21 protein-coding genes are annotated in these 23038 nt (G+C 71.2%); 10 read left to right on the forward strand and 11 right to left on the reverse strand.

Annotation, left to right across the window (positions count from 1 at the left end):
* The first annotated feature begins 55 nt into the window (after window positions 1-55).
* Together AB0A63_RS16095 and AB0A63_RS16100 are read left to right on the forward strand one after the other, a co-directional pair.
* Window positions 56-1189, forward strand: a complete 1134-nt coding sequence (locus AB0A63_RS16095; protein ID WP_360391059.1) for an anhydro-N-acetylmuramic acid kinase — start codon at window positions 56-58, stop codon at window positions 1187-1189.
* Window positions 1177-2745, forward strand: a complete 1569-nt coding sequence (locus AB0A63_RS16100; RefSeq protein ID WP_360391062.1) for a sodium:solute symporter — start codon at window positions 1177-1179, stop codon at window positions 2743-2745. Before AB0A63_RS16095 ends, AB0A63_RS16100 begins: the two co-directional genes overlap by 13 nt.
* Here the strand turns inward: AB0A63_RS16100 and AB0A63_RS16105 are convergent.
* Window positions 2695-3618 carry a GNAT family N-acetyltransferase gene (locus tag AB0A63_RS16105; protein WP_360391065.1) on the reverse strand — a complete coding sequence of 308 codons (924 nt, stop codon included), beginning with the start codon at window positions 3616-3618 and terminating at the stop codon, window positions 2695-2697. The two genes, AB0A63_RS16100 and AB0A63_RS16105, sit on opposite strands and share 51 nt — an antisense overlap.
* 129 nt (window positions 3619-3747) lie before the next feature.
* Between AB0A63_RS16105 and AB0A63_RS16110 the strand changes: the two genes are divergently transcribed.
* From AB0A63_RS16110 to AB0A63_RS16120, 3 genes are all read left to right on the forward strand, one after another.
* On the forward strand, window positions 3748-5679 hold the full coding sequence (locus AB0A63_RS16110; protein WP_360391067.1) for a hypothetical protein: 1932 nt from the start codon (window positions 3748-3750) through the stop codon (window positions 5677-5679).
* Window positions 5680-5776: 97 nt separating this feature from the next.
* Window positions 5777-6115, forward strand: coding sequence for a hypothetical protein (locus tag AB0A63_RS16115; RefSeq protein ID WP_360391070.1), 339 nt, complete (start codon window positions 5777-5779; stop codon window positions 6113-6115).
* Window positions 6116-6138: 23 nt separating this feature from the next.
* The gene (locus AB0A63_RS16120) at window positions 6139-6855 is read left to right on the forward strand and encodes a lysophospholipid acyltransferase family protein (RefSeq protein WP_360391073.1); all 717 of its coding nucleotides are present in this window, start codon (window positions 6139-6141) and stop codon (window positions 6853-6855) included.
* A 249-nt stretch (window positions 6856-7104) separates the two neighbouring features.
* Here AB0A63_RS16120 and smc read toward each other — a convergent pair whose 3' ends face one another.
* From smc to AB0A63_RS16140, 4 genes are read right to left on the reverse strand one after another with little or no spacing between them, the layout of a single operon-like run.
* Window positions 7105-10698 carry a chromosome segregation protein SMC gene (gene smc, locus AB0A63_RS16125; RefSeq protein WP_360391076.1) on the reverse strand — a complete coding sequence of 1198 codons (3594 nt, stop codon included), beginning with the start codon at window positions 10696-10698 and terminating at the stop codon, window positions 7105-7107.
* A 60-nt stretch (window positions 10699-10758) separates the two neighbouring features.
* The gene (locus tag AB0A63_RS16130) at window positions 10759-11361 is read right to left on the reverse strand and encodes a zf-HC2 domain-containing protein (RefSeq protein WP_360391079.1); all 603 of its coding nucleotides are present in this window, start codon (window positions 11359-11361) and stop codon (window positions 10759-10761) included.
* On the reverse strand, window positions 11358-11864 hold the full coding sequence (locus AB0A63_RS16135) for a sigma-70 family RNA polymerase sigma factor (protein ID WP_360391082.1): 507 nt from the start codon (window positions 11862-11864) through the stop codon (window positions 11358-11360). Before AB0A63_RS16135 ends, AB0A63_RS16130 begins: the two co-directional genes overlap by 4 nt.
* A gap of 32 nt (window positions 11865-11896) precedes the next feature.
* On the reverse strand, window positions 11897-12187 hold the full coding sequence (locus tag AB0A63_RS16140; RefSeq protein ID WP_360391502.1) for an acylphosphatase: 291 nt from the start codon (window positions 12185-12187) through the stop codon (window positions 11897-11899).
* Window positions 12188-12250: 63 nt separating this feature from the next.
* Here AB0A63_RS16140 and AB0A63_RS16145 point away from each other — a divergent pair, with 63 nt between their 5' ends.
* From AB0A63_RS16145 to AB0A63_RS16155, 3 genes are all read left to right on the forward strand, one after another.
* Window positions 12251-12976: a CAP domain-containing protein gene (locus AB0A63_RS16145; protein ID WP_360391085.1), complete on the forward strand. Its 726-nt coding sequence runs from the start codon at window positions 12251-12253 to the stop codon at window positions 12974-12976.
* A gap of 44 nt (window positions 12977-13020) precedes the next feature.
* Window positions 13021-13488 carry a hypothetical protein gene (locus tag AB0A63_RS16150; RefSeq protein ID WP_360391088.1) on the forward strand — a complete coding sequence of 156 codons (468 nt, stop codon included), beginning with the start codon at window positions 13021-13023 and terminating at the stop codon, window positions 13486-13488.
* Window positions 13489-13616: 128 nt separating this feature from the next.
* On the forward strand, window positions 13617-14126 hold the full coding sequence (locus AB0A63_RS16155; protein ID WP_360391091.1) for a hypothetical protein: 510 nt from the start codon (window positions 13617-13619) through the stop codon (window positions 14124-14126).
* 6 nt (window positions 14127-14132) lie between these two features.
* Here AB0A63_RS16155 and AB0A63_RS16160 read toward each other — a convergent pair whose 3' ends face one another.
* Both AB0A63_RS16160 and AB0A63_RS16165 read right to left on the reverse strand, forming a co-directional pair.
* Window positions 14133-14813, reverse strand: a complete 681-nt coding sequence (locus AB0A63_RS16160) for a response regulator (RefSeq protein ID WP_360391093.1) — start codon at window positions 14811-14813, stop codon at window positions 14133-14135.
* Complete coding sequence (locus tag AB0A63_RS16165; RefSeq protein ID WP_360391096.1) at window positions 14810-17299, reverse strand: DUF4118 domain-containing protein; 2490 nt, start codon at window positions 17297-17299, stop codon at window positions 14810-14812. The genes AB0A63_RS16160 and AB0A63_RS16165 overlap by 4 nt, the downstream gene beginning before the upstream one ends.
* A gap of 331 nt (window positions 17300-17630) precedes the next feature.
* On the opposite strand from AB0A63_RS16165, the gene AB0A63_RS16170 reads away from it, so the two are divergent.
* Window positions 17631-18071 carry a MarR family transcriptional regulator gene (locus AB0A63_RS16170; protein ID WP_090095422.1) on the forward strand — a complete coding sequence of 147 codons (441 nt, stop codon included), beginning with the start codon at window positions 17631-17633 and terminating at the stop codon, window positions 18069-18071.
* 34 nt (window positions 18072-18105) lie between these two features.
* On the opposite strand, the gene AB0A63_RS16175 is transcribed toward AB0A63_RS16170, so the two are convergent.
* The 4 genes from AB0A63_RS16175 to AB0A63_RS16190 all read right to left on the reverse strand — a co-directional run bounded on the left by AB0A63_RS16175 (window position 18106) and on the right by AB0A63_RS16190 (window position 21651).
* Window positions 18106-19218 carry a hypothetical protein gene (locus tag AB0A63_RS16175; RefSeq protein ID WP_360391100.1) on the reverse strand — a complete coding sequence of 371 codons (1113 nt, stop codon included), beginning with the start codon at window positions 19216-19218 and terminating at the stop codon, window positions 18106-18108.
* Entirely contained in the window at window positions 19215-19538 is a 324-nt protein-coding gene (locus AB0A63_RS16180) for a PadR family transcriptional regulator (protein ID WP_360391102.1), read from the reverse strand. Before AB0A63_RS16180 ends, AB0A63_RS16175 begins: the two co-directional genes overlap by 4 nt.
* Before the next feature lie 134 nt (window positions 19539-19672).
* Window positions 19673-20260 carry a PASTA domain-containing protein gene (locus AB0A63_RS16185; protein ID WP_360391105.1) on the reverse strand — a complete coding sequence of 196 codons (588 nt, stop codon included), beginning with the start codon at window positions 20258-20260 and terminating at the stop codon, window positions 19673-19675.
* The gene (locus AB0A63_RS16190; protein WP_360391108.1) at window positions 20257-21651 is read right to left on the reverse strand and encodes a toll/interleukin-1 receptor domain-containing protein; all 1395 of its coding nucleotides are present in this window, start codon (window positions 21649-21651) and stop codon (window positions 20257-20259) included. Before AB0A63_RS16190 ends, AB0A63_RS16185 begins: the two co-directional genes overlap by 4 nt.
* 91 nt (window positions 21652-21742) lie before the next feature.
* Between AB0A63_RS16190 and AB0A63_RS16195 the strand changes: the two genes are divergently transcribed.
* Entirely contained in the window at window positions 21743-23035 is a 1293-nt protein-coding gene (locus AB0A63_RS16195; protein ID WP_360391111.1) for a TIR domain-containing protein, read from the forward strand.
* Window positions 23036-23038 lie beyond the last annotated feature (3 nt).

Below are 23038 nucleotides of genomic sequence, written 5' to 3' on the forward strand. Positions count from 1 at the left end.
GAAGATTTCACCGCAGCTCTTGCGCCTGAACACGGTGTGGAATAGACCACACGTCGTGAGGGTGATCGGACTGATATCCGGCACGTCGATGGACGGCATCGACGTGGCCGTCGCCGACCTGGCGATCAGCGGTGACGTCGTCGAGCTCGTGCCGGTGCAGCACGCCGAGCACCCGTTCCCGAAGGACCTGCTGGAGATACCGCGGGACGCAGCTGAAGTGTGCGCCTTCGACACGTCGCTGGGGCAGGCTTTCGGCGAAGTCGCCGCCGGCTACCTCCCGGCGGACCTGATCTGCTCGCTCGGCCAGACCGTGCACCACGAGGTGCAGGACGGCGACTGCCTGGGCACGTTGCAGCTCGGGCAGCCGGCCTGGATCGCGGAGCGGACCGGCCTGCCGGTCGTCGCCGACCTGCGGGTGCGCGACGTGGCCGCCGGTGGGCACGGGGCGCCGCTGGCGAGCACGCTCGACGCGCTGTGGCTCGCCGGGATGGTCGACACGCCCGCCGTCGCGCTCAACATCGGCGGCATCGCGAACATCACCGTCGTGCGGCCGGGCTCCGCGCCCATCGCCTACGACACCGGGCCGGGCAACGCGCTGCTCGACGCCGTGGTCGAGGTCCTGTCGGACGGCCGGCGCCGCCAGGACACCAACGGGGAGTTCGCCCGCCGCGGCACCGTTCGCGAGGACATCCTCGGCAAGCTGCTCGCCGACCCGTACTACGCCACGCCGTGGCCGAAGTCGACCGGCAAGGAGCTGTTCAACGCCGAGTACCTGCACGGGTTCCCGACGGTCCCGGCCGAGGACATGCTGCGCACCCTGGTGGAGCTCACCGCGCGCACCATCGCGGACGCCTGCCGCGCGCACGACGCCGGCGTGGTCGTCGCCTCCGGTGGCGGGATGCGCAACCCGGTGCTCGTGGAAGCGCTCACCCGTGCGCTGCACCCGATCCCGCTGCGGATCAGCGACGCGCTCGGCCTGCCGCGCGACGGCAAGGAGGCCTACCTGGCCGCGCTGCTCGGTTTCCTGACCTGGCACGGCGTCGCGGGCAACACGCCGTCCGCGACCGGGGCATCCGGGCCGCGCCTGCTCGGCAGCATCACTCCCGGCAACGGGCCGTTGCGCATGCCGCAGCCGCACGGCACCGTCGTGACCAAGCTCAAGATGGGGGACCCGAAGTGCGCGGACTAGACCTCGCGATCATCGCCCTGTTCCTCGTCGGCATGCCGTTGCTCGGCACGTGGATCGGCGGCAGGCAGAAGTCGGCCACCGACTACTTCGTGAGCGAGAAGCGCATCTCGTGGTGGGTGGTGTGCCTGTCGGTGGTGTCGGCGGAGACGTCGACCCTCACGGTGCTCAGCGTGCCCGTGATCGCCTACATGGCGACGCCCGCGCAGGGCGGCATGACGTACCTGACGCTCGCGCTCGGGTACATCGTGGGCCGGATCGTCGTGTCGTTCGTGCTGCTGCCACGCTACGTGAAGGGCGACCTCGTCACCGCGTACGCGTACCTGGGCCAGCGCTACGGCAACGGCATGCGCGCCACGGCGTCCGTCACGTTCCTGTTCACGCGCCTGCTCGCGGACGGCATCCGGCTCTTCGCCACGGCCATCCCGATCAAGGTCGTGCTGGCGCAGTACGGCATCACCGCGTCGTACTGGGTGATCGTGCTGGCGCTGGGCATCGCGATGGTGTTCTACAGCTTCTTCGGCGGCGTGCGCGCGGTCGTGTGGGTCGACGCGATCCAGATGCTCTGGTACGTCCTGGGTGGTCTCGTCGTGATCTGGGTGCTGGCCGGCAAGCTGCCCGACGGCTGGTTCGGGAAAGCCGCCGACGCGGGCAAGTTCCAGCTCTTCGACTTCACCTCGTCACCGCTGACGGGCGCCTACCCGTTCATCGCGGCGTTCTTCGGCGGTGCCCTGCTGTCGATGGCCTCGCACGGCGCCGACCAGCTGATCGTGCAGCGGCTCATGGCGACCAGGGACGTCAAGGCCGCGCAGAAGGCGCTGATCGCGTCCGGGTTCGTGGTGTTCCTGCAGTTCGCGTTCTTCCTGTTCATCGGCGTGATGATGTGGGCGTTCTACAACGGCGTGGACCCGGTGAAGGACCTGGGGCTGAACAACAAGGACGAGCTGTTCGCCCACTTCATCGTCAGCATGCCGAGCGGCCTGTCCGGCTTCGTGATCGCGGGCATCCTGGCCGCGGCGCTGTCGTCGTCGCTGGGCGCGCTGGCGTCGAGCACGGTCACCGACGTCTACGAACGCGTCCGCAAGACCCCGATGACCGACGAGGAACGCCTGCGCCACGGCCGGATCTGGACCCTGGTGTGGGCGGGGCTGCTGATCGTCTGCGCGGGCCTGTTCGCCTCCTCGAACAAGACCACGGCGGACCCGATCGTGGTGCAGGCGCTCGGCATCGCCGGCTACACCTACGGCGCGCTGCTCGGGGCCTTCCTCCTCGGCCTGGTCTTCAAGCGCGTCACGCAGGCGGACGCGGTCATCGCGTTCGTGGCGACGGTCCTCGTCGTCGGGTTCGTGATCCTGGGCGTCAAGTTCGTCGGGAACACCCCGACGATCGACTTCGCGAAGGCGGACGCGACGCGCAAGTCGTTGACCGGCTGGTGGAACACGCCCCTGGGGGTGGCGGTCACGTTGCTGGTCGGCGGGTTGCTGTCACTGCGGCACCCGGCTGGGCGTTCAGGCGGTGTGCCGGTAGGCGACGAGCTCGACGTGCAGCCGAAAGCCTAGGCGGTCGAACATCCGCTGCGAGCTCTCGTTGCCCGCGTGGATCGACGCGGCGGCCTGCGGTCGTGCACCGTGGTCCGCCGCGAGCTTCCACAGCAGTTCGGTGACGAGGGCAGCGCCCACGCCCTGACCGCGGACGTCCGGTTCCACGGCCACGAAGTCGACGTAGTACTCCTCGGGCTGCGCCTTGCCCGCGGCGTAGCCGAGCACGCGCCGGCCGTCCATGGCGACGACGACGGTGCGGTTCTCCGGTTTGGACTCGACGAGCTGCTTGCCGGACAGGTACGTGCGCGGAAAACATCGCTCGTGCAGCACGGCAACGGCCTCGTGCACGTGCGGATCGGTGGGCAGGACGCGCATCTCACGCTCGCTGGGGCACTTCGCGTCCCGCAGCAGCAGCGTGCGCAGATCCCCGTTGTCGAGCACGTGGATGGCACTCGCCTTGCCGGCGCTGAACCCGTGCCGCTCGGCGAACGCCGCGAGCCGCCGGTGGGCGGTGTGCCCGTACAGCTCGAGGTCGGTGATGCCGGTGAGCATCTCGGCGGCCCTCCGGAACATCGCGTCGGCGGTCTGGTCCCAGATCCGGCTGCCCGCCGGGTGGTTGACCGGCACGTCGACGAACGGCCCGTGCAACCAGGCACGGCCCAGCTCGCTGTCGACCTCGACGCTGAACATGCCGGTGATGTTGTCATCGGCGTCGGTGGCGACCACGGTGCAGTCGGCCCAGCTCGGCTCGAACTCGCCGAGCTCGGCGCGGAGCTCGTCGACTGTCTCACCGAGGTAGCCGATGTGGTGCGCGTTGTCGGCCTGGAGCCGGACGAGCAGCGCCATCGTGGCGCTCAGGTCGCCAGGTTCGGCGAAACGGATGTCGTACATGCAGGGAATGGTTGCTCGCACGGCCGTTCGAAGCGAGGGAGTTTTCGCGGGTGTCTCAACTGACGCGGTTATACCGACTCTGACCTGCGCATACTCTCCTTCACAGCAGCCTGACGGTACAATCGCGCCGTGCCCGACGAGGACCGCCCCGCCAACTCGGTGACGGGCGTGGTCCACGGGCCTGTGGTCCAGGTCTCCGGCGACGTGAACGGCGGCGTGCACCTCCACCCACCAACCGCGGAGGTGGCCTTCCCGATCCGCGTGGGCGTGATCCCGCGGCAGGCCGACTGCTACCAGGACCGCCTCACCGACGCGCCGCTCACCACCGGTCTGACGACGCTGACCGGCACGAGCGGGGTGGGCAAGACGCAGACGGCCGCCCACCACGCCCGTGCCAGCGACGCCGACGTGGTCGTCTGGGTCTCCGCCACGACGCGAGAAGCGATCCTGAACACGTACGCCGCGGCCGCCGCGTGCCTCCGGCTCGTGACGTCCGGCACGGACGTCGTTCCGGCCGCCGAGGAGTTCCTGTCCTGGCTCCAGACCGCGAACCGGACCTGGCTGGTCGTGCTCGACGACGTCGTCGACCCGGCGGCCGTGCGGGGCCTGTGGCCACCCGGCTCCGGCCAGACCCTGGTGACCACCCAGCGCCGCGACTCCGCGGTGCGGCGCGCCGACTCCCGCGTCGTCGACGTCCACACCTTCAGCGCGGCGGACTCCTCGTCGTACCTGGCGGCCAAGCTCGCCGCGCACCCGGACCTCCGCACGGGCGCCGAGGACCTGGCCGACGCGCTCGGCCACCTGCCGCTGGCGCTGGCGCAGGCGGTGGCCTACCTCGTCGACCGCGGCCTCACCTGTGCCGAGTACCTCTCCAGGTTCCGGAGCAGGCGGCTCGACGCGCTCGCCCCGGAACCGTCCGCACTGCCGGACGACCACCGGGCGACCGTCGCCGTCACGTGGTCGCTGGCGGTCGAGCTGGCGAACTCCCTCACGCCGCAGGGCTTGGCCGAACCGCTGCTGCAGCTGGCGTCGCTGCTCGACCCGCACGGCATCCCGACGACCGTCCTCACGGGTGAGGCGGCGGTGTTCTGGCTGGAGGAGGCGACCGGCCGGCCGGTCGGCCCCGACGACGCCGCCGACGCACTGCACTGCCTGCACCGGCTCAGCCTGGTGGACCTGAACGCGGCCGACCGGGTGGTGACCCTGCACCCGCTCGTGCAGCGGGTCGCCCGTGACGACGTGCCGCTGCGGACCCGGTCGACGCTTGCGTGGATGGCCGCCCACGCGGTGCACCAGGCACTCCAGCAACAAGGGAACGACCTCTCCCTGGCGTCTCCGTTGCACGCCAACGCCTCCGCGGTGATCCTGGTCGCACTTCCGGCTCTGGTGACGTCGTCCGGATGCCATCCCCTGCTGTTCGACCAAGGGGAAGCCCTGAGGGCAGCCGGGCTCGTGGACGACATGCACGAGTACTACGGACTGCTGCTGGAACTCGCCAGCCGGCGCCTGGGTGCCGGCCACAGGCAGGTCCTCATGATCCGCAACAACAACGCCGGCGGCGAGAACGCGGTGGCGGACCTGACCCGGTTGCTCCAGGACTGCCTCCGCCTGGTCGGTCAGAACGACGAGCTGACCCTCTCCGTGCGGAACAACCTCGCGAGAGCCCGCGCGAGCTCGGGTGAGGTCGGTGCGAGCATCTCGGAGCTGGAGGAGCTGGTGGCCGACTCCCGGCGGACGCTCGGCGAGTCCCACCGGGGCACGATGAGGTCGAGGCACGGTCTCGCGGCGAGCCGTGCGGCAGCGGGCGACCCGGCCGCCGCGATCGCGGAGCTGGAGTCGCTGGCGGCCGATCAGCACCGGGTGCTGGGTGCCGACGACCGCGACACGCTCCTGAGCCGCATCAGCCTGGCCCGCTGCCGCGCTCTCACCGGCGACGGTCCGCGTGCGATCGCCGAGCTCGAAGAACTCGCCGAGCAGTGCGCGAACGCGCTCGGCACCGACCATTCCCGGACGCTGCTGGCGAACGAGGTTCTCGCCAGGTGCCGGACGGAACTGACCTGAGACGGGGCTCACCGTCGCGGTGGGTCGACGGGTGATTCGAGCGGCAACCACCAGATTCGGGCTTGCAGCCCAGGTGAGGGTGGGGGACTCTTCTACGGTGAGTGAGGAAACGATCCAACTCGATCTCAACGAATCCGGGGTGGCCGTCGACCTGCCGCTGCCGACGAACAACCGGGACCAGGTCCAGGGTGTTCCGTACCGGCCGGTCGAATTCCGTGACGATGATCTGCCCACCGCCCTCGAACGTGCCGCCGCGTGGCTGCGGCAGACGCAGGAGTGGCTGGGCGAACCCGTGGACGTCATCGCGGTCCACCTGGACTACGACGACACCAAGGGGAACCCGTACTACGACCTCAAGTTGCTCTGCAACGACGAGGACCTCGCGGGTGTGCCCAGGGTCATCCGGGACAAGGAAGGTACCGCTACCGGCGAGTAGCCGTTCCGGCTACTTTCTGAGGCATGTCGGATCTCGTGTACCCCCCGGTGATCGCCGCGGCCAAGCTCATGTTCCGCGTGCTCGACCTGCGGATCACCGTCAAAGGGGCGCATCACGTGCCGCGTGAGGGCGGGGCGGTGCTGGCGTCGAACCACGTCAGCTACCTCGACTTCATCTTCGGCGGTTACGGGGCGCTCCAGTCGGGGCGGCTCACGCGGTTCATGGCGAAGCACGAGATCTTCGCCAACAAGATCGCAGGCCCGCTCATGCGCGGCATGCACCACATCCCCGTCGACCGGAGCGCGGGTCAGGCCTCCTACCAGCAGGCACTGTCCGCGCTCCGCGGCGGCGAGGTCGTCGGGATCTTCCCCGAGGCGACCATCAGCCAGTCGTTCACCGTCAAGGACATCAAGTCCGGGGCGAACCGGCTCGCGCACGAGGCGGGTGTGCCGCTCGTGCCCGTCGCCCTGTGGGGCACGCAGCGGTTGTGGACCAAGGGGCGCAAGAAGGACCTCACGCAGCGGCACGTGCCCGTCACCATCCTGATCGGCGAGCCGTTCGAGGCCTCCCCCGGCGACTCCGGCGACGAGTTGCTGCGCGAGCGGATGCAGGACCTGCTCGACACCGCCCAGGCCGACTACCCCAACGAGCCGGGTGCGTGGTGGGTGCCGCGGCACCTCGGTGGCACCGCGCCGACACCGGAGGAAGCCGCGCGGCTCGACGCGCGCAGGCCTGAGTAGACCCCGCCGAACCGACTCTGACCTGCGGATGCAAGGTTTCCACAAGCTCGGCCGTGCACAGTTTGTCCTGCGAGCCGGGACGTGGTGCGGTGGAACTGGGGGATCACACCCCGCCCGGAGCGCGAGCTGCGTCAGAGCGGTGGCGAGGGGGCTCCCGGAGGGGGAGGCCATCGCGCTGACGCAGCCGGAAGGCCGCGACCGGAGCCGGTTCACGCCCCCCAGGCGCCCGCTCCGGTCGCCCCTCTCGTCCTAGGCCTCGTTCGCGGGCTCGGGTTCCTCGCCCTTCGTCCGCAGCCGCTGCGAGATCACCTGCGAGATGCCGTCACCGCGCATCGAGACGCCGTACAGGGCGTCCGCGATCTCCATGGTCGGCTTCTGGTGGGTGATGATCAGCAGCTGCGAGTGTTCCCGCAGCTGCTCGAACAGGCTGATCAGGCGGTGCAGGTTCGTGTCGTCCAGCGCCGCCTCGACCTCGTCCATCACGTAGAACGGTGAGGGGCGGGCGCGGAAGATCGCCACCAGCATCGCCACGGCGGCCAGCGACTTCTCGCCGCCGGAGAGCAGCGACAGGCGCTTGACCTTCTTGCCGGGCGGGCGGGCCTCCAGCTCGATGCCGGTGGTCAGCATGTCACCGGGCTCGGTGAGCACCAGCCGGCCCTCACCGCCGGGGAACAGCACCTTGAACACGACCTCGAACTCGCGCGCCACGTCCTCGTAGGCCAGCGTGAAGACCTCCAGGATCTTGTCGTCGACCTCCTTCACGACGGTGAGCAGGTCGCGGCGGGTGTCCTTGATGTCCTCCAGCTGCGTGGAGAGGAACTTGTAGCGCTCCTCCAGCGCCGCGAACTCCTCCAGCGCCAGCGGGTTGACCTTGCCCAGCAACGACAGGTCGCGTTCGGCGCGCTTGGCGCGGCGGGCCTGGGTGTCGCGGTCGTAGGGCGAGGGCTGCGGCTCGGAGACCTGCTCGCCGCGTTCCTTCGCCGCCTGGTACTCGGCGAGCTCGGCGGCGGTGGCGGGCACCACCACGTCCGGGCCGTACTCGTTCACGAGGTCGTCGAGGCCGATGCCGAAGTCCTCGGCGATCTTCGTCTCCAGCTGCTCGATGCGCATGCGCTGCTCGGCGCGCAGCACCTCGTCGCGGTGCACGGCGTCGACGAGCTTCTCCAGCTCCCCGGACATCTCGCGCACGAGGTTGCGCACCTGGGTCAGCAGCAGCTCGTGCTGGGCCCGGCGTTCCTGGGCCTGGTCGCGTTCACGGGCGGCGCGGGCGAGGGAGACCTCGATGCGCTCCAGCGCCTGCTCACCGCCGCGCACCACGGCCTTCGCGACCACGGCGCCACGGGCGCGGTGGGCGGTGGCGCGGGCGTGGCGTTCGCGGGCCTCGCGTTCGGCACGGGCGGCGCGGCGCAGGCTGTCGGCCTTGCCCTGCAACGCACGCGCGCGTTCCTCGGCGGTGCGCTGCACGAGCCGGGCGTCCATCTCGGCCTGGCGCGCGGAGGCGAGCTCGGCGGCCAGCTCGTCGCGCTGGTCGGTGTCCGGCTCGTCGTCCATGGTCTGCTCTTCTTCGGCCATCAGCAGCCGCTCTTCGAGCTCGCCCAGCTTCAGCAGGGCCTCCTCGCGCGACCGCTCGACCTTCGCGCGCTGCTCGGTGATGCGGCCGACCTCGGCCTGCGCCGAGCGCACCGCGGCGGCCATCCGGTTCAGCCGCTCGCCGGAGCGGGCCTGGCGGACCTTGGCCTCCTGCACGGCCTCCTTGACCGCGTCGAGCACCTTGCGGCGGGCCTGCTGCTCGGCACGGGCGCCCTCCAGCGCCGCGGAGGCGTGCTGCAGCGCGCGTTCCGCGGTGGCCAGCTGCTCCTGGGCCTCGTCGACCGCGGCCTGCACCTCGATCACGCTCTGGCCCTGGCCGCCGGAGCCGCCGACGGCCCAGTCCGTGCCGAAGAGGTCACCGTCACGGGTCACCGCGCGCACGTTCAAGCCGGCCGCGGTGTCCAGGTCGTCCACCACGGCGAGGCGGTCGAGCGCGCGGGCCAGTGCGGGACGCAACGCCTCGGGCGCGTGCACGACGTCCACCGCCCACCGCGCACCGTGCGGCAGCGGTCCCCACTGCGCGGCGTCCACAGTGGACCCATGACCGCCGATCAGCACCCCCGCGCGGCCGGCGTCCTTCTCCTTCAACAGCTTCAGCGCCGCGAGCGCGCCGTCACCGGAGGACACCGCCACGGCGTCGGCGATCGGGCCGAGCGCGGCGGCCAGCGCCACCTCGTAGCCGGGGTCGACGGTCAGCAGCGCGGCCACGGACCCCAGCAGGCCAGGCACGTCCGACGCGAGCAGCGCGCCGGCGCCGTCCTTGCGCGTCAGACCGAGCGACAGGGCGTCGACGCGGGCCCGCCACGACGCGATGTCGCGTTCGGCGGTGCGCTCGGCCTTGACCAGCTCCTCGACGCGCTGGCGGCCCGCGTCGTTGGCCTGCACGGCCTGGCGGAGCCGTTCGTCGAGGTCGTTGTCACCCTCGTCCTCGAAGCCGGTGACCGCCTGCGCCTCGGCCAGCTCGACGGACGCGAGCTCGACGCGTTCCGCGGCCTCGGAGAGCGTGCCGGAGAGGCGTTCGATCTCCTCGGCGGTCGCGTTCGTCTTGCTGCGCAACGCCTCCACCTGACCGGACAGGCGCGCGAGGCCCTCCCGGCGGTCGGCGATCGCGCGCACGGCGGCGATGTGCGCCTTCTCGGCCTGGGAGACCATGCGCTCCAGCTCGGCGCGCGTCTCCACGGCCTCCGCCAGCGCGATCCTGGCCTCGGTCACGCCCTCCTGGAGCTCCAGCTCCATCTCGGCGGTCTCCTCGGCCTCGCGGTCGAGGTCGTCCGGGTCACGACCGCGCGACGGCGCGTCCACGTCCGCGGACAGGTGCCGGGCGCGTTCGGCGGCCAGGCGGACGGTGCCGCGCAGGCGTTCCTCCAGGGCGGACAGCCGGTACCAGGTGTCCTGGGCGGCCTGCAGCTTCGGGGTGTCGGCAGCGACCCGCTCCTCCAGCTCGTTCTGCTGGTACTGGGCGGCCTGCAACGACTTCTCGACCTCGGCGCGGCGTTCGCGGGCCCTCGCCTCGTCGTGCTCCTCCTGGGCGATGGCCGCGCGCTGCGTCACGAGGTCGTCGGCGAGCAGGCGGAGCTTCGAGTCCCGCAGCTCGGACTGCACGACCTGGGCGCGGCGGGCGATCTCGGCCTGCTTGCCCAGCGGCTTGAGCTGGCGGCGCAGCTCGGCGGTGAGGTCGGTGAGGCGGGTCAGGTTGGCCTGCATCGCCTCCAGCTTCCGCAGCGCCTTCTCCTTGCGCTTGCGGTGCTTGAGGACGCCGGCCGCCTCCTCGACGAACGCGCGCCGCTCCTCCGGCTTGGACTCCAGGATCGCGGCGAGCTGGCCCTGACCGACGATCACGTGCATCTCGCGGCCGATGCCGGAGTCCGACAGCAGCTCCTGGATGTCCATGAGGCGGCAGGAGCTGCCGTTGATCTCGTACTCGGTGGCGCCCTCGCGGAACATCCGGCGGGTGATCGACACCTCGGTGTACTCGATCGGCAGGACGCCGTCGGAGTTGTCGATCGTCAGCGTCACCTCGGCGCGGCCCAGCGGCGCGCGGCCGGAGGTGCCCGCGAAGATGACGTCCTCCATCTTGCCGCCGCGCAGGTCCTTGGCACCCTGCGTGCCCATCACCCAGCGCAGCGCGTCGAGCACGTTGGACTTGCCGGACCCGTTGGGGCCGACCACACAGGTGATGCCGGGCTCGAAGCGCAGCGTGGTAGCCGAGGCGAAGGACTTGAAGCCCTTCAGCGTCAGGCTCTTGAGGTGCACGCCGCGCAGAGTACCCAAGCGCTTGCGCCGGTTGCGGGAGGCGGGGGCCGACCTGCGCCCCTAAGGGCGGAGGGTGACCAGCAGGCCGCTCTCGTCCGACACCTCCAGCCGGTCGATCTGGTCCACCCGGAACGACGTCGAGCCGGGAATCCGCTCGTCAGCGGTGTGGTCGGACCCCCACCAGCCGCCGATCTCCCGCTGCCCGCGCCGGTCGAACACGATGACCTTGCAGCGCGCGCCCGGTTTGACGTTGCCGAGCTTGAACCGCAGCTCGGTGCCCCAGGTCTTCTGGATCATCGCGACCTCGGCGTTCACGCCGGTGCCGGCGTCCATCGCCGCCCACGTCGGTGCGGGCGGTGGCCGCAGGAACAGGATGCCGCCGGCGAGCGCGAGTGCGACGAGCACGGTCGCGCACACCAGCAGCACACGGCGGCGGCGACGGTGGTCGCGGACCGGTTTCGGCGGCTCGGCGGGCAGCTCGTCGAGGTGCTCGACCTCCCGCAGGCTCAGCCGGCCGAGCAGGCCCGGCAGCGGGGCGAACCGCAGCACCTCGGCCCGGCACGCCGCGCAGCCGGGCAGGTGGCGTTCGAACGCGGAGCGCTCCCTCAGGTCGAGCGATCCGAAGAGGTAGGCGCCGACGTCGACGGTGTGCGCGCAGCTCATGCCTCGGTCACCCCTCTCTCCTCCAGGGCGTCGCGCAGCGCCCGCAACGCGTAGAAGCAGCGCGACTTGACCGTGCCCGGCGGGACGCCGAGCGTCTTGGCGGCCTCCGCGACCGTGCGGCGCCGGTAGTACAGCTCGATGACGACGGCGCGGTGCTCCGGTGTGAGGGCCCGCAGCGCCGAGGCGATCTGCCACGCCTGCAGCACGTGCTCGACCTGGTCGCTGACCGGTGGCAGGTCCACCGGTTCGAGCGGCACCTCGGTCGCGCGTGCGCCGCGGCGCCGGTAGCCGGAGATGACCAGGTTCTTCGCGACCGTGTAGAGCCACGGTGCCGCGTCGTCGGGTTCCAGCTCGTCGTGGTGGCGCCACGCCCTGAGCAACGTCTCCTGCACCACGTCCTCTGCCTGTTGGTAGTCGCCGTCGACCAGTCGCAGCACGTAGTGCAGCAACGGGCCTCGCCAGCGTTCGTACAGCTGGTTGAGGACGTCTTCGCCGGAGTCCACGGTCTCCTCTACGCCACCGGTCGCCGGAAGGTTCAGCGTTCGACGAAGCCGTTCAGGCCGCCGCGGGCGCCGGACCACTGCTCACCCACCGATTCGACATGGCCGGGAGTTTCACCCGAACGGAGAGCCTTCAGGAGTTGTTCACACTTGTCCCGTGATCCCTCCGCGACCACCTCGACCCGGCCGTCCTCCCGGTTCGAAGCACTCCCCACCAGGCCGAGCTCCAGTGCTCGGGCCCGCGTCCACCAGCGGAAACCCACGCCTTGCACTCGTCCGCGCACCCACGCGTTCAGTCGTACGTCCACCTCCGAATGGTCGCGCAGTGACCCGAGGTGACCGAAGACGCACCCTGGGCTTATCACCCATTAGTGGTACGGTCCCCAGCCGTGAGTGCCCGCAGCCTCTTACTCGGCCTGCTGATCGGTGCGACCGGCGTCGGCGGCCTCGCCGTCAGCGGCACCTCTCCCCTCGGCATCGGTGTCACCTCCGCCGCGCGGCAGGAGAGCACCGACGCGGCGAACCAGTTCGGATCGGGCAGCGCCGCCGCACCCGGCAGGCAGACCGCGGGCGGCACCCCCGTCCAGGGCACCGCCACCCCGTCGTCGTCCTCCTCCGCTCCCACCACGTCCACGACGACGGCGACGCCCTCCTCGACCTCCTCGTCGGCGGCTCCCACCACCACGACGACGACCCAGTCCGAGGCGCCCAAGCCGCCGGACCCGCCGAAGCCGCCCACCGGTGACAAGACGCCGGAGCAGGCCGTGCTCGCCCTCGTGAACGACGCCCGCGCCGCGAAGGGCTGCAAGGCGCTCGTGATCGACGACCGCGTCACCACCGCGGCCCAGGCGCACAGCACCGACATGGCGAGCCGCAAGTACTTCAGCCACGACACCCCCGAGGGCGTGGACTTCGCCGAGCGCATGAAGGCGGCCGGGTACCCGAAGCCCGGCGGCGAGAACATCGCGCAGGGCTACCGCACCGCCGAGCAGGTCATGCAGGGCTGGATGAACTCCTCCGGCCACAAGGCGAACATCGAGAACTGCAAGTTCACGACCATGGGCGTCGGCCTGGACACCCGCGGTTTCTACTGGACGCAGAACTTCGGCTTCTGACGGCTCCACAGACGGCTACTGACGGTTCGAGCAGGGGAAACTTCGTGTACGAGAGCCCGGAACCCGACGCGCGTTCACGCTTTCGCGGTGCGCCCCAGATCATCCTCGCCGCCTCCGGCGTGGTGCTGGCCACCGTCTTCGCCGCGGTCGCCTCGCTGGCCGCGGGCTCGGACTCGGCCGCGGAGGCGCCCGTCCAGCAGCCGCCGCGCAAGGAGGCCGTGCGCGACGCGCTGAGCACCACCTCCACCACGGTGCCCACCACCTCGTCGGTCGCGGAGGTGACCTCGACGACGGCGGAGACGACCACGTCGGCCACCACGACCACGACGAAGCGGCCCACGCGGGTCACCACGATCACCCGCCCGGACGGCACCACGACGACGGTGACGACCGAGGAACCGCCGCCGGTGACGACGAACCCGACGACCACCACGACTGTCGTGACGACGACCACCGCGATCACGACGACCACCACCACGACGGCGCCGGCCACAACGACCACGGCGCCGTAGGGTTACGCCCGTCCCCACGACGTGACACAGGGTTACACGAAGGTGTGGCCCTGCTGAGGTCTTGGTGCGTTTCCGCCGATAACTCGAACGCAAAGCCATCCAACCGGGTTTCCCACGAGGAGATGGGTGTGTTCGAGGTAGATCATCCGCAGTCACCCGGCTCGCCGGCCGCACCGCAGAAGAAGCGCGTCGGCACGGCCGTCGTGCTGGCCGCCGGTGGCGTCGTCGTGGCCACGCTGTTCGCCACCGTCGCGGCCATGCTCGCCGGCTCCGGCCAGGAGGCCGCCCCGGAACGCGCGACCGCGGACGTCGTGCAGACGCTCACCTCGGTGGCCCCGGACGGCAGCACCAGCACCGTCGTCGTCACCGTGTCGTCGTCGGTCAAGGGGGCGGGCAAGGCCGGCTCGGACCGCAGGCAGGCCGCGCGTCCCGACGAGCAGCCCCGGCCGCAGGAGCCGGCCGCGCAGCCGCAGGTGACGACGAACCCCGCGGTGCCGACCGAGACGCACAGCAACCCGCCGACGTCGTGGACCGAGCCGGCCACGTCCACCCCGTCCACCGGGTCGTCCACGTCGAGCACGGCGCCGACCACGCCGTCGTCGACCGTCGGCACCTCGCCGGTCCCGCCCCAGCCGTAGGCGCCCTCAGGGCTCGAACCGGTAGCCCATGCCCGGTTCGGTCAGCAGGTGCCGCGGCCGGGCCGGTTCGGGCTCCAGCTTCCGCCGCAGCTGCGCCAGGTACACCCGCAGGTAGTGCGTCTCCTTCTCGTACGCGGGGCCCCAGACGTCCCGCAGCAGCTGCTTCTGGGCGACCAGCTTGCCCGCGTTGCGCGCCAGCACCTCCAGCAGTCCCCACTCGGTGGGCGTGAGGTGCACCTCCGCGCCGTCCCTCAGCACCCGCTTGGCCGCGAGGTCGACGGTGAACGAGGCCGTGTGCACGACCGGCTCGTCCTCAGGGCCGGTCACGGCGGAGCGGCGGACGGCGGCGCGCAACCGGGCGAGCAGCTCGTCCATGCCGAACGGTTTCGTCACGTAGTCGTCGGCGCCGGCGTCCAGCGCGTCGACCTTGTCGTGCGAGTCCGTGCGCGCGGACAGCACGATGATCGGCAACGTCGTCCAGCCGCGCAGGCCGGCGATGACGTCGGTGCCGTCCATGTCCGGCAGGCCCAGGTCCAGGACGACGACGTCGGGCCGGCCGTCGGCGGCGAGCCGCAGCGCCGTCGCGCCGTCGGGTGCGGTGAGCACCTCGTAGCCGCGGGCGGACAGGTTGATCCGCAACGCGCGCACGATCTGCGGCTCGTCGTCGACGACCAGCACCTTCGTCACGGGGTCCCCTCCTCGGCCGGCAGCGCGATCACCACGGTGAGGCCGCCGCCGGGCGTGTCCTCCACCGTGATCGTGCCCGCCATGGCCTCGGTGAAGCCCTTCGCCACGCTCAGACCGAGACCAACGCCACCCGGTGTGCGGTCGCCGAGCCGCTGGAACGGGGCGAAGACCGCCTCCGCCGTCCCGCTGGGCAGGCCGCGGCCGTGGTCGACGACCCGCAGCTCGACGTGGTCGCCGTGGGCGCTGGCCCGCACCGCCACGGCACCGGCGTAACGCAGCGCGTTGCCGACCACGTTCGCGATCACCCGTTCGAGCAGCCCGATGTCGGCGCGCACGAGCGGCAGCGTCTCGGGGACGTCGACCTCGACGTCGCCGTTCAGGCCGCGCAGCGCCAGCGCCACCGCCTCGTCGCAGCCGACCGCGCGCAGCTGCGGCTCGACCGCGCCGGTCGCGAGGCGGGAGGAGTCGAGCAGGTTGTCGACGAGGCCGGTGAGCCGGTCGGCCGACTCCTCGACGGTCTCCAGCAGCTCGGCCGTGTCCTGGTCCGACAGCGTCAGGTCCGGGTCGCGCAGCGCCGAGACGGAGGCCTTGATGGACGTCAGCGGCGTGCGCAGGTCGTGGCCGACGGCGGAGAGCAACGCGGTGCGCAGCTCGGTCCGCGACGCCTGCCGCTGGGCCTCCAGCGCCTGCTCGGCCATCCGCTGCTGGCGCAGCGCGAGCAGGGCCTGACCGGCCGCCGCCTCCAGCACCCGCCGGTCGGAGGCGGGCAGCGACCGGCCGCGGGCCGCCAGGTGCACGTCCGCGGTCACCGCGATGTCGATCTCGGCGTCGTCCGGCTCGTCCGGCGAATGCGCGCCCACGGCCGCCACGCGCCGCCACTCGCCGTCGGCCCGTTCCAGCAGCGCGACCGACGTCAGGCCGAAGTTCTCCCGCACCTTCTCCAGCAGTCGTGCGAGTGGATGGGGGTTCGTCAGCACGGTGCGCGCGTACGAGGCGAGGAGGGTTGCTTCGGTGCGAGCGCGTGCGGCCTGGGTGGCGCGTCGGGCGGCGTAGTCCACCACGAGCGCGGTCGACACGCCCACGATGATCATCGCGATGAACGTGAGCACGTTCTGCTGCGCGTCGATGGTGAACGTGTAGAGCGGCTCGGTGAAGAAGAAGTTCAGCAGCAGCGCGCTCAGCAGGGCCGTCGCGAGCGCCGGTCCGAGGCCGCCTGCGGTCGCGACCACCATCGTCACCAGCAGGTAGCCGATGACGGTCGTGGAGAAGTTCAGGCCCTCGCGCAGGGTCGCGCCCGCCGCCGTGACCGCAGCGGGTCCGGCGACGGCCAGGACCCAGCCCAGCGCGAGCCGTCCCGGCCGCAGCGGACTGGCGGCGAACCGGGCCCGCCAGCCGGAGCCGGTCGCCGCGTGCGTGACCATGTGGACGTCGATCGCACCGGACTCCCGCACGACCGTCGAACCGATGCCCGCGGAGAACACGCGTGCGAGCCGCGACCGGCGCGAGGTGCCGACCACCAGCTGAGTGGCGTTCACCCCGCGCGAGAACTCCAGCAGCGCCGTGGGCACGTCATCGCCCACGACGGTGTGGAACGTGGCCCCGACGTCCTCCGTGAGCGTGCGGTACCTCTGCAACGAGTGCGGATCGGCACCCGCGAGACCGTCACCGCGCAGGACGTGCACGACGAGAAGGTCCGCTCCCGCGCGCGCTGCGATGCGGCGCGCGCGACGGATGAGCGTTTCGCTCTCCGTGCCGCCGGTGATGGCGACGACGACTCGTTCGCGCGTTTCCCATGTGTCCGTTATCTGCTGTTCGGTGCGATAACGCAGCAACGCGACATCGACCTGGTCCGCGACCCACAGCAGTGCGAGCTCCCGCAACGCCGTGAGGTTGCCGACGCGGAAGTAGTTGCCGAGCGCGGCGTCGATCTTCGTGGCCGCGTACACGTCGCCGTGGGCGAGCCGGCGCCGCAAGGCTTCCGGTGTGAGGTCGACCAGCTGGGTCTGCTCGGCTTTGCGCACGACCTCGTCCGGGACGGTTTCCTGTTGCGGCACGCCGGTTATGCGCTGGACGACGTCGTTCAGCGATTCCAGGTGCTGCACGTTGACGGTCGAGAGGACGTCAATGCCGGCGTCCAGCAGTTCTTCGACGTCTTGCCACCTTTTTGCATTACGCGAGCCGGGTGCGTTGGTGTGCGCGAGCTCGTCGACGACGGCGACCTCGGGCGCGCGGGCGAGCACCGCGTCCACGTCCATCTCGGTGAGTTCGACACCGCGGTGCGTGCTCCGCCGCCGCGGCACGATTTCCAGTCCGCTGAGAAGGTCCGCGGTCTTCGCGCGGCCGTGCGTCTCGACGAGGCCGACGACCACGTCCGTGCCGCGTTCCCGGCGGCGGTGCGCCTCGCCGAGCACCGCGAACGTCTTGCCGACGCCCGGAGCGGCACCGAGGTAGATGCGGAGCTCGCCACGCCTGGGTTTCGCACTCACCTCGTCAGTCTGCCCCCGCACCCCCACCGGCCGTTCGGAGGCACGCGCTACGCCACCCGGGCACACCGGCGCTCCTTCGCGGATCTTTGTCACACGTTCTGACCGATCGGAACCACGGTGCCGCACGCCACCCGTTCGCGGGAACCGCAGTGCGCTTTTTACGCCGTTTACCAGCACATTCAAGCGTGCTGGACGCGCGCTGTGACACCTCCGGTCACCACAACGGCCGAATGGGTTATCGGCAATTGGCGGATAGCGCGCGGAGCGTGAATGAGGGAAAGTGCCAGGGTTCGTGTCCGAATTCGGACAATCACATGCGCGCGGAGAAACGATGCCCACCACCGTCACCAACCACGAGGCACTTCAACTCGTGGTGGCCGTGCACCGGCTGGTGCGAAGTCTTCGACAGGCCGCTCCGGCCCGTCGTCTGCAACCCACCCAGTTGTTGGTGCTGTCAGAACTGAGCGCCCACGGCCCGATGCGGATCGGCGAGATCGCGGTGCGCGCGCTGTGTTCGCAGCCGACCGCGACAACGGTCGTGACCAGCCTGGAGTCCACCGGACTGGTCCGCAGGGAGCCCGACGCGGCCGACGGAAGGGCCACGATTGTGGTGCTCACCGAAGTCGGCCGCGAGACGATCCTGTCGCTCGCTCACGGCGAAGCAGAACTATTGAGTGAAAGAATGTCGGAACTTTCGCCGGAAGACCGCGAACACCTGCGGTCCGCCATGCCCGTATTGCGCCACCTGGCCGACCCGCAGGAAAACAAGTAGGAGCGGGACCCCCCGACGGGTCCCGCTCCCGGCATTACTTGCTAGGTGGCACAGAAGTGGGTGTCACCGAGCTCGACGGTGCGCCACTGGAAGGCGGTGGCGCACTCGAACTCACCGAACTCGGCGCCGATGACGGAGTGTCCGCACTCGGTGTCACGGTGTAACAGACACCGTTTTCGTAGTCGATCTTCGGCCGCGGGTACTGGTTCGCCGGAATCATCGGTTCCTCACCGCGGTTCTGGCAGCCGTAGTACCGGTCGGACGCGTTGATCGGCTGGCCGTCCTGGTCGTACAGCAGCACGTTGGTGAGCAGCTTGCCGTTCTCGTCGCGGACGTAGATGTTCTCGTACTCGCGCACGACCGGGGCCGAGTACGACTGCCGCGCCGGGCCGCCGAACCGCAGCTGGTCGGCCGCCACGTCGATGACCGAGAACAGCACGCCCACCGCCAGCGCGCTGACCGGCAGGGTGAACCACAGCCACCGGCGGTCGGTCTTGGCCCGCGGCGCCGCGAACACCGACACGACGGCGACCGCGGCCAGCGCGAGGAACCCGAGCAGGTCACGACCGGCGAGCAGCACGGCACCGAGCCCGAGCAGCCCGGCCCGCACCAGCCACCACGCGGGCTGCAGCGACCGCAGGTAGGTCAGCGCGCGTTCGGCCGGCGTGCCCTCCTGCGGCGTCAGCCACTCCTTGAGCTTGACCGTCTCGCGCAGGTTCATCACCTCGGCCTGCTGCGGACCGCGGTCCTGCACCAGCGCGAGGCTGAGCACCAGGATCACCGCCGGCAGCAGCAGGATCGCCGGCTCCCGCAACGCCGCGGCCCCCGCGAGCAGCGTGATCCCGGTGGCCGCCGCCAACCCCCACGCCGCCGCACGCGGCCGCGTCAGCAGCGCCTGCTTGACCGTGACCGGCACCCGCTCGGTCCGCGGCGGGTACCCGGCGGCCTGCCGCAGCTCCCGCGCGTACTGCTCGGGCGGCCCGAGCCGCCGCTCGATCGTCTCGTCCTCGCCCAGCTCGGTCGACAGCTCCGCGAGGTGCGCCTCGACGTCCTCCATGATCTCGGCGACCTCGTGCGGCGGCAGGTCGTCGAGCGCGGCCCGCATCCCGGCCACGTAGTGCTCGACACCCAGTGCCTGCGTGTTCATGCGACCTCCCCGAGCAGGCCGTCCAGCGTGCTGGCGAACGACCGCCACGTGTCCCTCGACTCGGCCAGGCGCACCCGGCCGGGCTCGTTGATGCTGTAGTACTTGCGGTGCGGGCCCTCTTCGCTGGGCACCACGTACGACGTCAGCATCCCGGCGTTGTAGAGCCGCCGCAGCGTCCCGTACACCGACGCGTCCCCCACGTCGTTCAACCCCCCGGCGCGCAGTCTGCGCACCACGTCGTAGCCGTACCCGTCGTCCTTGCGCAGAACCGCAAGCACGGCCAGGTCCAGCACCCCCTTGAGCAGCTGACTGGTGTCCATGGCCCCTCCGACGCACTGTTGCGTGGTGAACAGTACTACGCATCGCACAGTACTGTCGAACCCGTTGATGCTCCGGCGCGACGAGAACGGCCTCCCCGTCGTAGGACGCGGGAGGCCGGTGCCGGTTGGCGTCGTCAGCTCGGACAGCCGGACCCCCCGGTCGGCTCGCCGACCTTCACCGCCCCGAGCGTGATCTTCACGGTGGCCTCGGGCGTGCTGCCCGCGGCCGCGGACTGGCTGACCACGACCCAGTTCCGGTCGGCCACCTGCCGCCGCCCCTGCCCGGTCGCGTCCTCCGACGACAACACGAAGAACCCGGCCGCCTGCAACGTGTCCTGCGCCTTCTGCAGGTCGAGGCACACGACGTCCGGCACGGTCCCCTTCGCGGGCGGCGGCAAGCTCGTCGACGCGTCCGTGGGCTTGCGGACCTCCAGCACCACCTCCGTCCCGCCCGGTGCGTCGGCGCCGGCCTCCGGCAGCTGGGAGGTGACGACCCAGTTCCGCGGTTCGAGGACTGGCCGCCGCTGCCCGGTCTCGTCCTCCTCGACCACCCGGTATCCCCGTGCCTTCAGCACCTCGCGCGCCTCGGCGAGCCGCAGCTCCACGACCTTCGGCACCTTCTCCTCGGCAACGGTGGGCGTGCTCTGCGCGGCCGGGCCCGGCGGTGGCGTGTTCCCGCACCCGGCGAGCACGAGGACGAGCAGGGCGATGACGATCTTCATCCGGCGTGCTCCTGTCGGGTGGGCGGAACGCTGATCTCGGCAAGCCGCGCGCGCACCCGGTCGACGTGAGCGGGCAGGTCCGCCACGACGGTCCGGCGCTGCCACCGCTGCAACCGGAACGCGAGCTCGAAGGTGACGGAACAGCACAGCAGCGCCACGACGACGGAGCCGGCGAGGAACGCCCCGTAGGACGGAACGGCGCCCTCGGCGATCGCGAGCACCGCGGAGCCGGCCACCGCGGCGAGGACGAGCACGTACGCCGCCGGCAGCAGGCTCCCCGCCTGCCGCAACCACGCCCACCTGCCCAGCCGGGCGAAGTCGTCCATCCGCCGCCGCGCCCACTCGACCTGCCCGAGCACGAACTCGACCTGGTCCCGCTCGGCCCTGGTGAGCAGGTCGCGTTCGGCCACGAACCGGCCGGCGTGCGCGAGCACACCGCGGACGGGCTCGGACCTCGGTTCGAGGTGCGGGTACGGCCACAGCTCACGGCGGCGTTCCTCCACCCACCGGTGGCCTCTCGCGAAGGCGTACGCGGCGACCACCAGCATCACCGCCACGACCGCCCGGTACGACAGCACCGCGCCGAGGAGGAGCAGGAGGAGACCGATGCCCGCGACGAGCAGGCCGTTGGTGATCTTCGAGTTCGGCCCGGCCTCGGCGAACAGCACGTCGTACCGGTCGTACAGGCGCCGGAGCGCGTAGCAGGCCGCGACCACCACAAGCCACACGACCAGCACCACGGTCATCGCGATCGACAGCGCCACCAGGAACTCCTCCGGCTGCCCCTGCCCCGCCGGCGAGTGCGCCAGCACCCACGGCGCCGCCAAGCCGGTCGCCACGGCCGCGCCCATCTCCGCCCGGAAGTGCTTGCGGCGCACAGGCTCCGGTCGTTCCGCCGCCGGCAGGGGCTTGGTGGCGACCCGCACCTCCAGCGCTCGCAGCAGCTCCGCCAGCTCCTTCTTCCAGCTGCCGAAGCCGATCCGCCAGTACTGCCGGGTGCCGAGCTCGGCCAGGCCGGGGAAGTCCTCGGCGAGCAGCTGCTCCTTGCCGGGCAGCCGGGCGTTGTCGAGCAGCACCGGGACGAGGTGCAGGCCCATGGCGAGCGCGGTCTCGACCTCCCAGCGCGCCCAGTCCCACTTCTCACCGCGACGCGCACGGAGGTCGTCCAGCCACTCGCGGTGGATCACCACCAGCACGACCTCGCAGCCCCGCAGCCAGTCGCGGAGCCGGGACGGGTAGTGGACGCCCGGCTCCAGCTCCACGTCGACGAGCACCTTCTCCTCACCGAAGTGGTGCTGGAGGCGTTCGACGATCGCCTCGATGGTCTGGGCGTGCACACGCCGTTCGCCGTCGTGCATCTTGCGGTAGCTGACGAAGATGCCGCCGCTCATCGCGCCGACTCACCTGCTTCCCGGGGCCCGTCGGTCCAATCCGCTCGAACTCTTGTCGCGCACGGTGTCCGTACCGCTACGGTCGCACGCCATGGGAGGCATCTTCCTGAACTACCGGCGCCACGACGAGCGCCTCGCGTTCGTCCGCGGGCTGTACGAGCGGCTCGCCGAACGGTTCGGCGCCGGCACCGTCTTCCTCGACTCCGCCTCGATCGGTCACGGCCGGCGCTACCCGAACCAGCTGCGCCGCCACCTCGACCGGTCCGACGTGGTGGTCGTCGTCGTGCACGACGGCTGGGCGCGGGAGCTGCGGACCGACGGCACGGACTGGGTGCACAACGAGATCCGGTGGGCCCTCGACGCCGGCAAGACGATCATCCCGGTGCTCTTCGGCGGCGCGAGGATGCCGCGGGCGCAGGAACTGCCGCGCACGATCAGGGAGCTGGCCAACTTCCAGGCCCACCGGGCCGACGACGACCCCGGTCACGACCTCCTCGTCGACAAGATCGCCGCGGAACCCCGGCGGCGGGCCGCCATCGCGCAGACGCCGCCGAAGCCGTGGGCAGGACCGGTCGCCGGGGTGGCCGGCGCCGTCGCGTTCGCCGCGCCGGTCGTGCTGGTGCCGGGCGACTGGCAGGAAGCGGCCGTCTACCTTTCCGTGTTCGGGGTAGTGGTGCTGGCGGCGGTGCTGTTCGCGGTGTCGGTGGTCTCGCTGGCGCGCAAGCCGCTCAACACGGCCGAGCGGCTCTCGCAGTACGTCGACCCGACCCGCTACCACCTGGCCGTCGGTGCGCCGCTGCTCATCCTGCTCGAATCGGTGGTCGTGGCGTTCGTGTTCAGCTCGCCGGTCGACCCGCAGCTGCGCCCGTTCCTGGTCGTCGGCGCCGGTGTCGGCGTGCTGTACCTGGTGTTCCTCGTGCTGGGCAACTACCAGACCGAGAAGTTCCGCGAGGACCACTGGCCGGTGCGGCTGCGGCACCCGGTGAAGCCGGCTCCGGTGCGCCGCGAGCTCGAACGCCTGCGGCGCAAGCACGCCACCGCCGACGCGGAACGGGTCCGCTGGCACCTCGTGCACCTGGAGAACGCCGCCGACGTGCTCGCACGGGACGCGAGCCGCGGCCGGTGGCGGTGGCTGACCTCCGACCCGACGGGCTACCTGGTCGCCTACACGGCGTGGGCTGCGGCATCGGTCGGGCTGCTGACGTCGGCGGCACTGCCGGCGATGCGGCTCTGGGTCCCTGCGGTCGCATTCGGCCTCGTCGCGGCGATGGCCTGGGCCACGGTCGAGGCGGCGTTCCGCCGGCAGCGCTGGGTGCGGCGCGAGGTGGCCGACGAGGTGCACGTCCAGGTGCAGCGCATCCAGGACCGGGTCACGCGGCCGTGAGGC

Source organism: Lentzea sp. NPDC042327 (genome assembly GCF_040647275.1).
GTDB lineage: Bacteria > Actinomycetota > Actinomycetes > Mycobacteriales > Pseudonocardiaceae > Lentzea.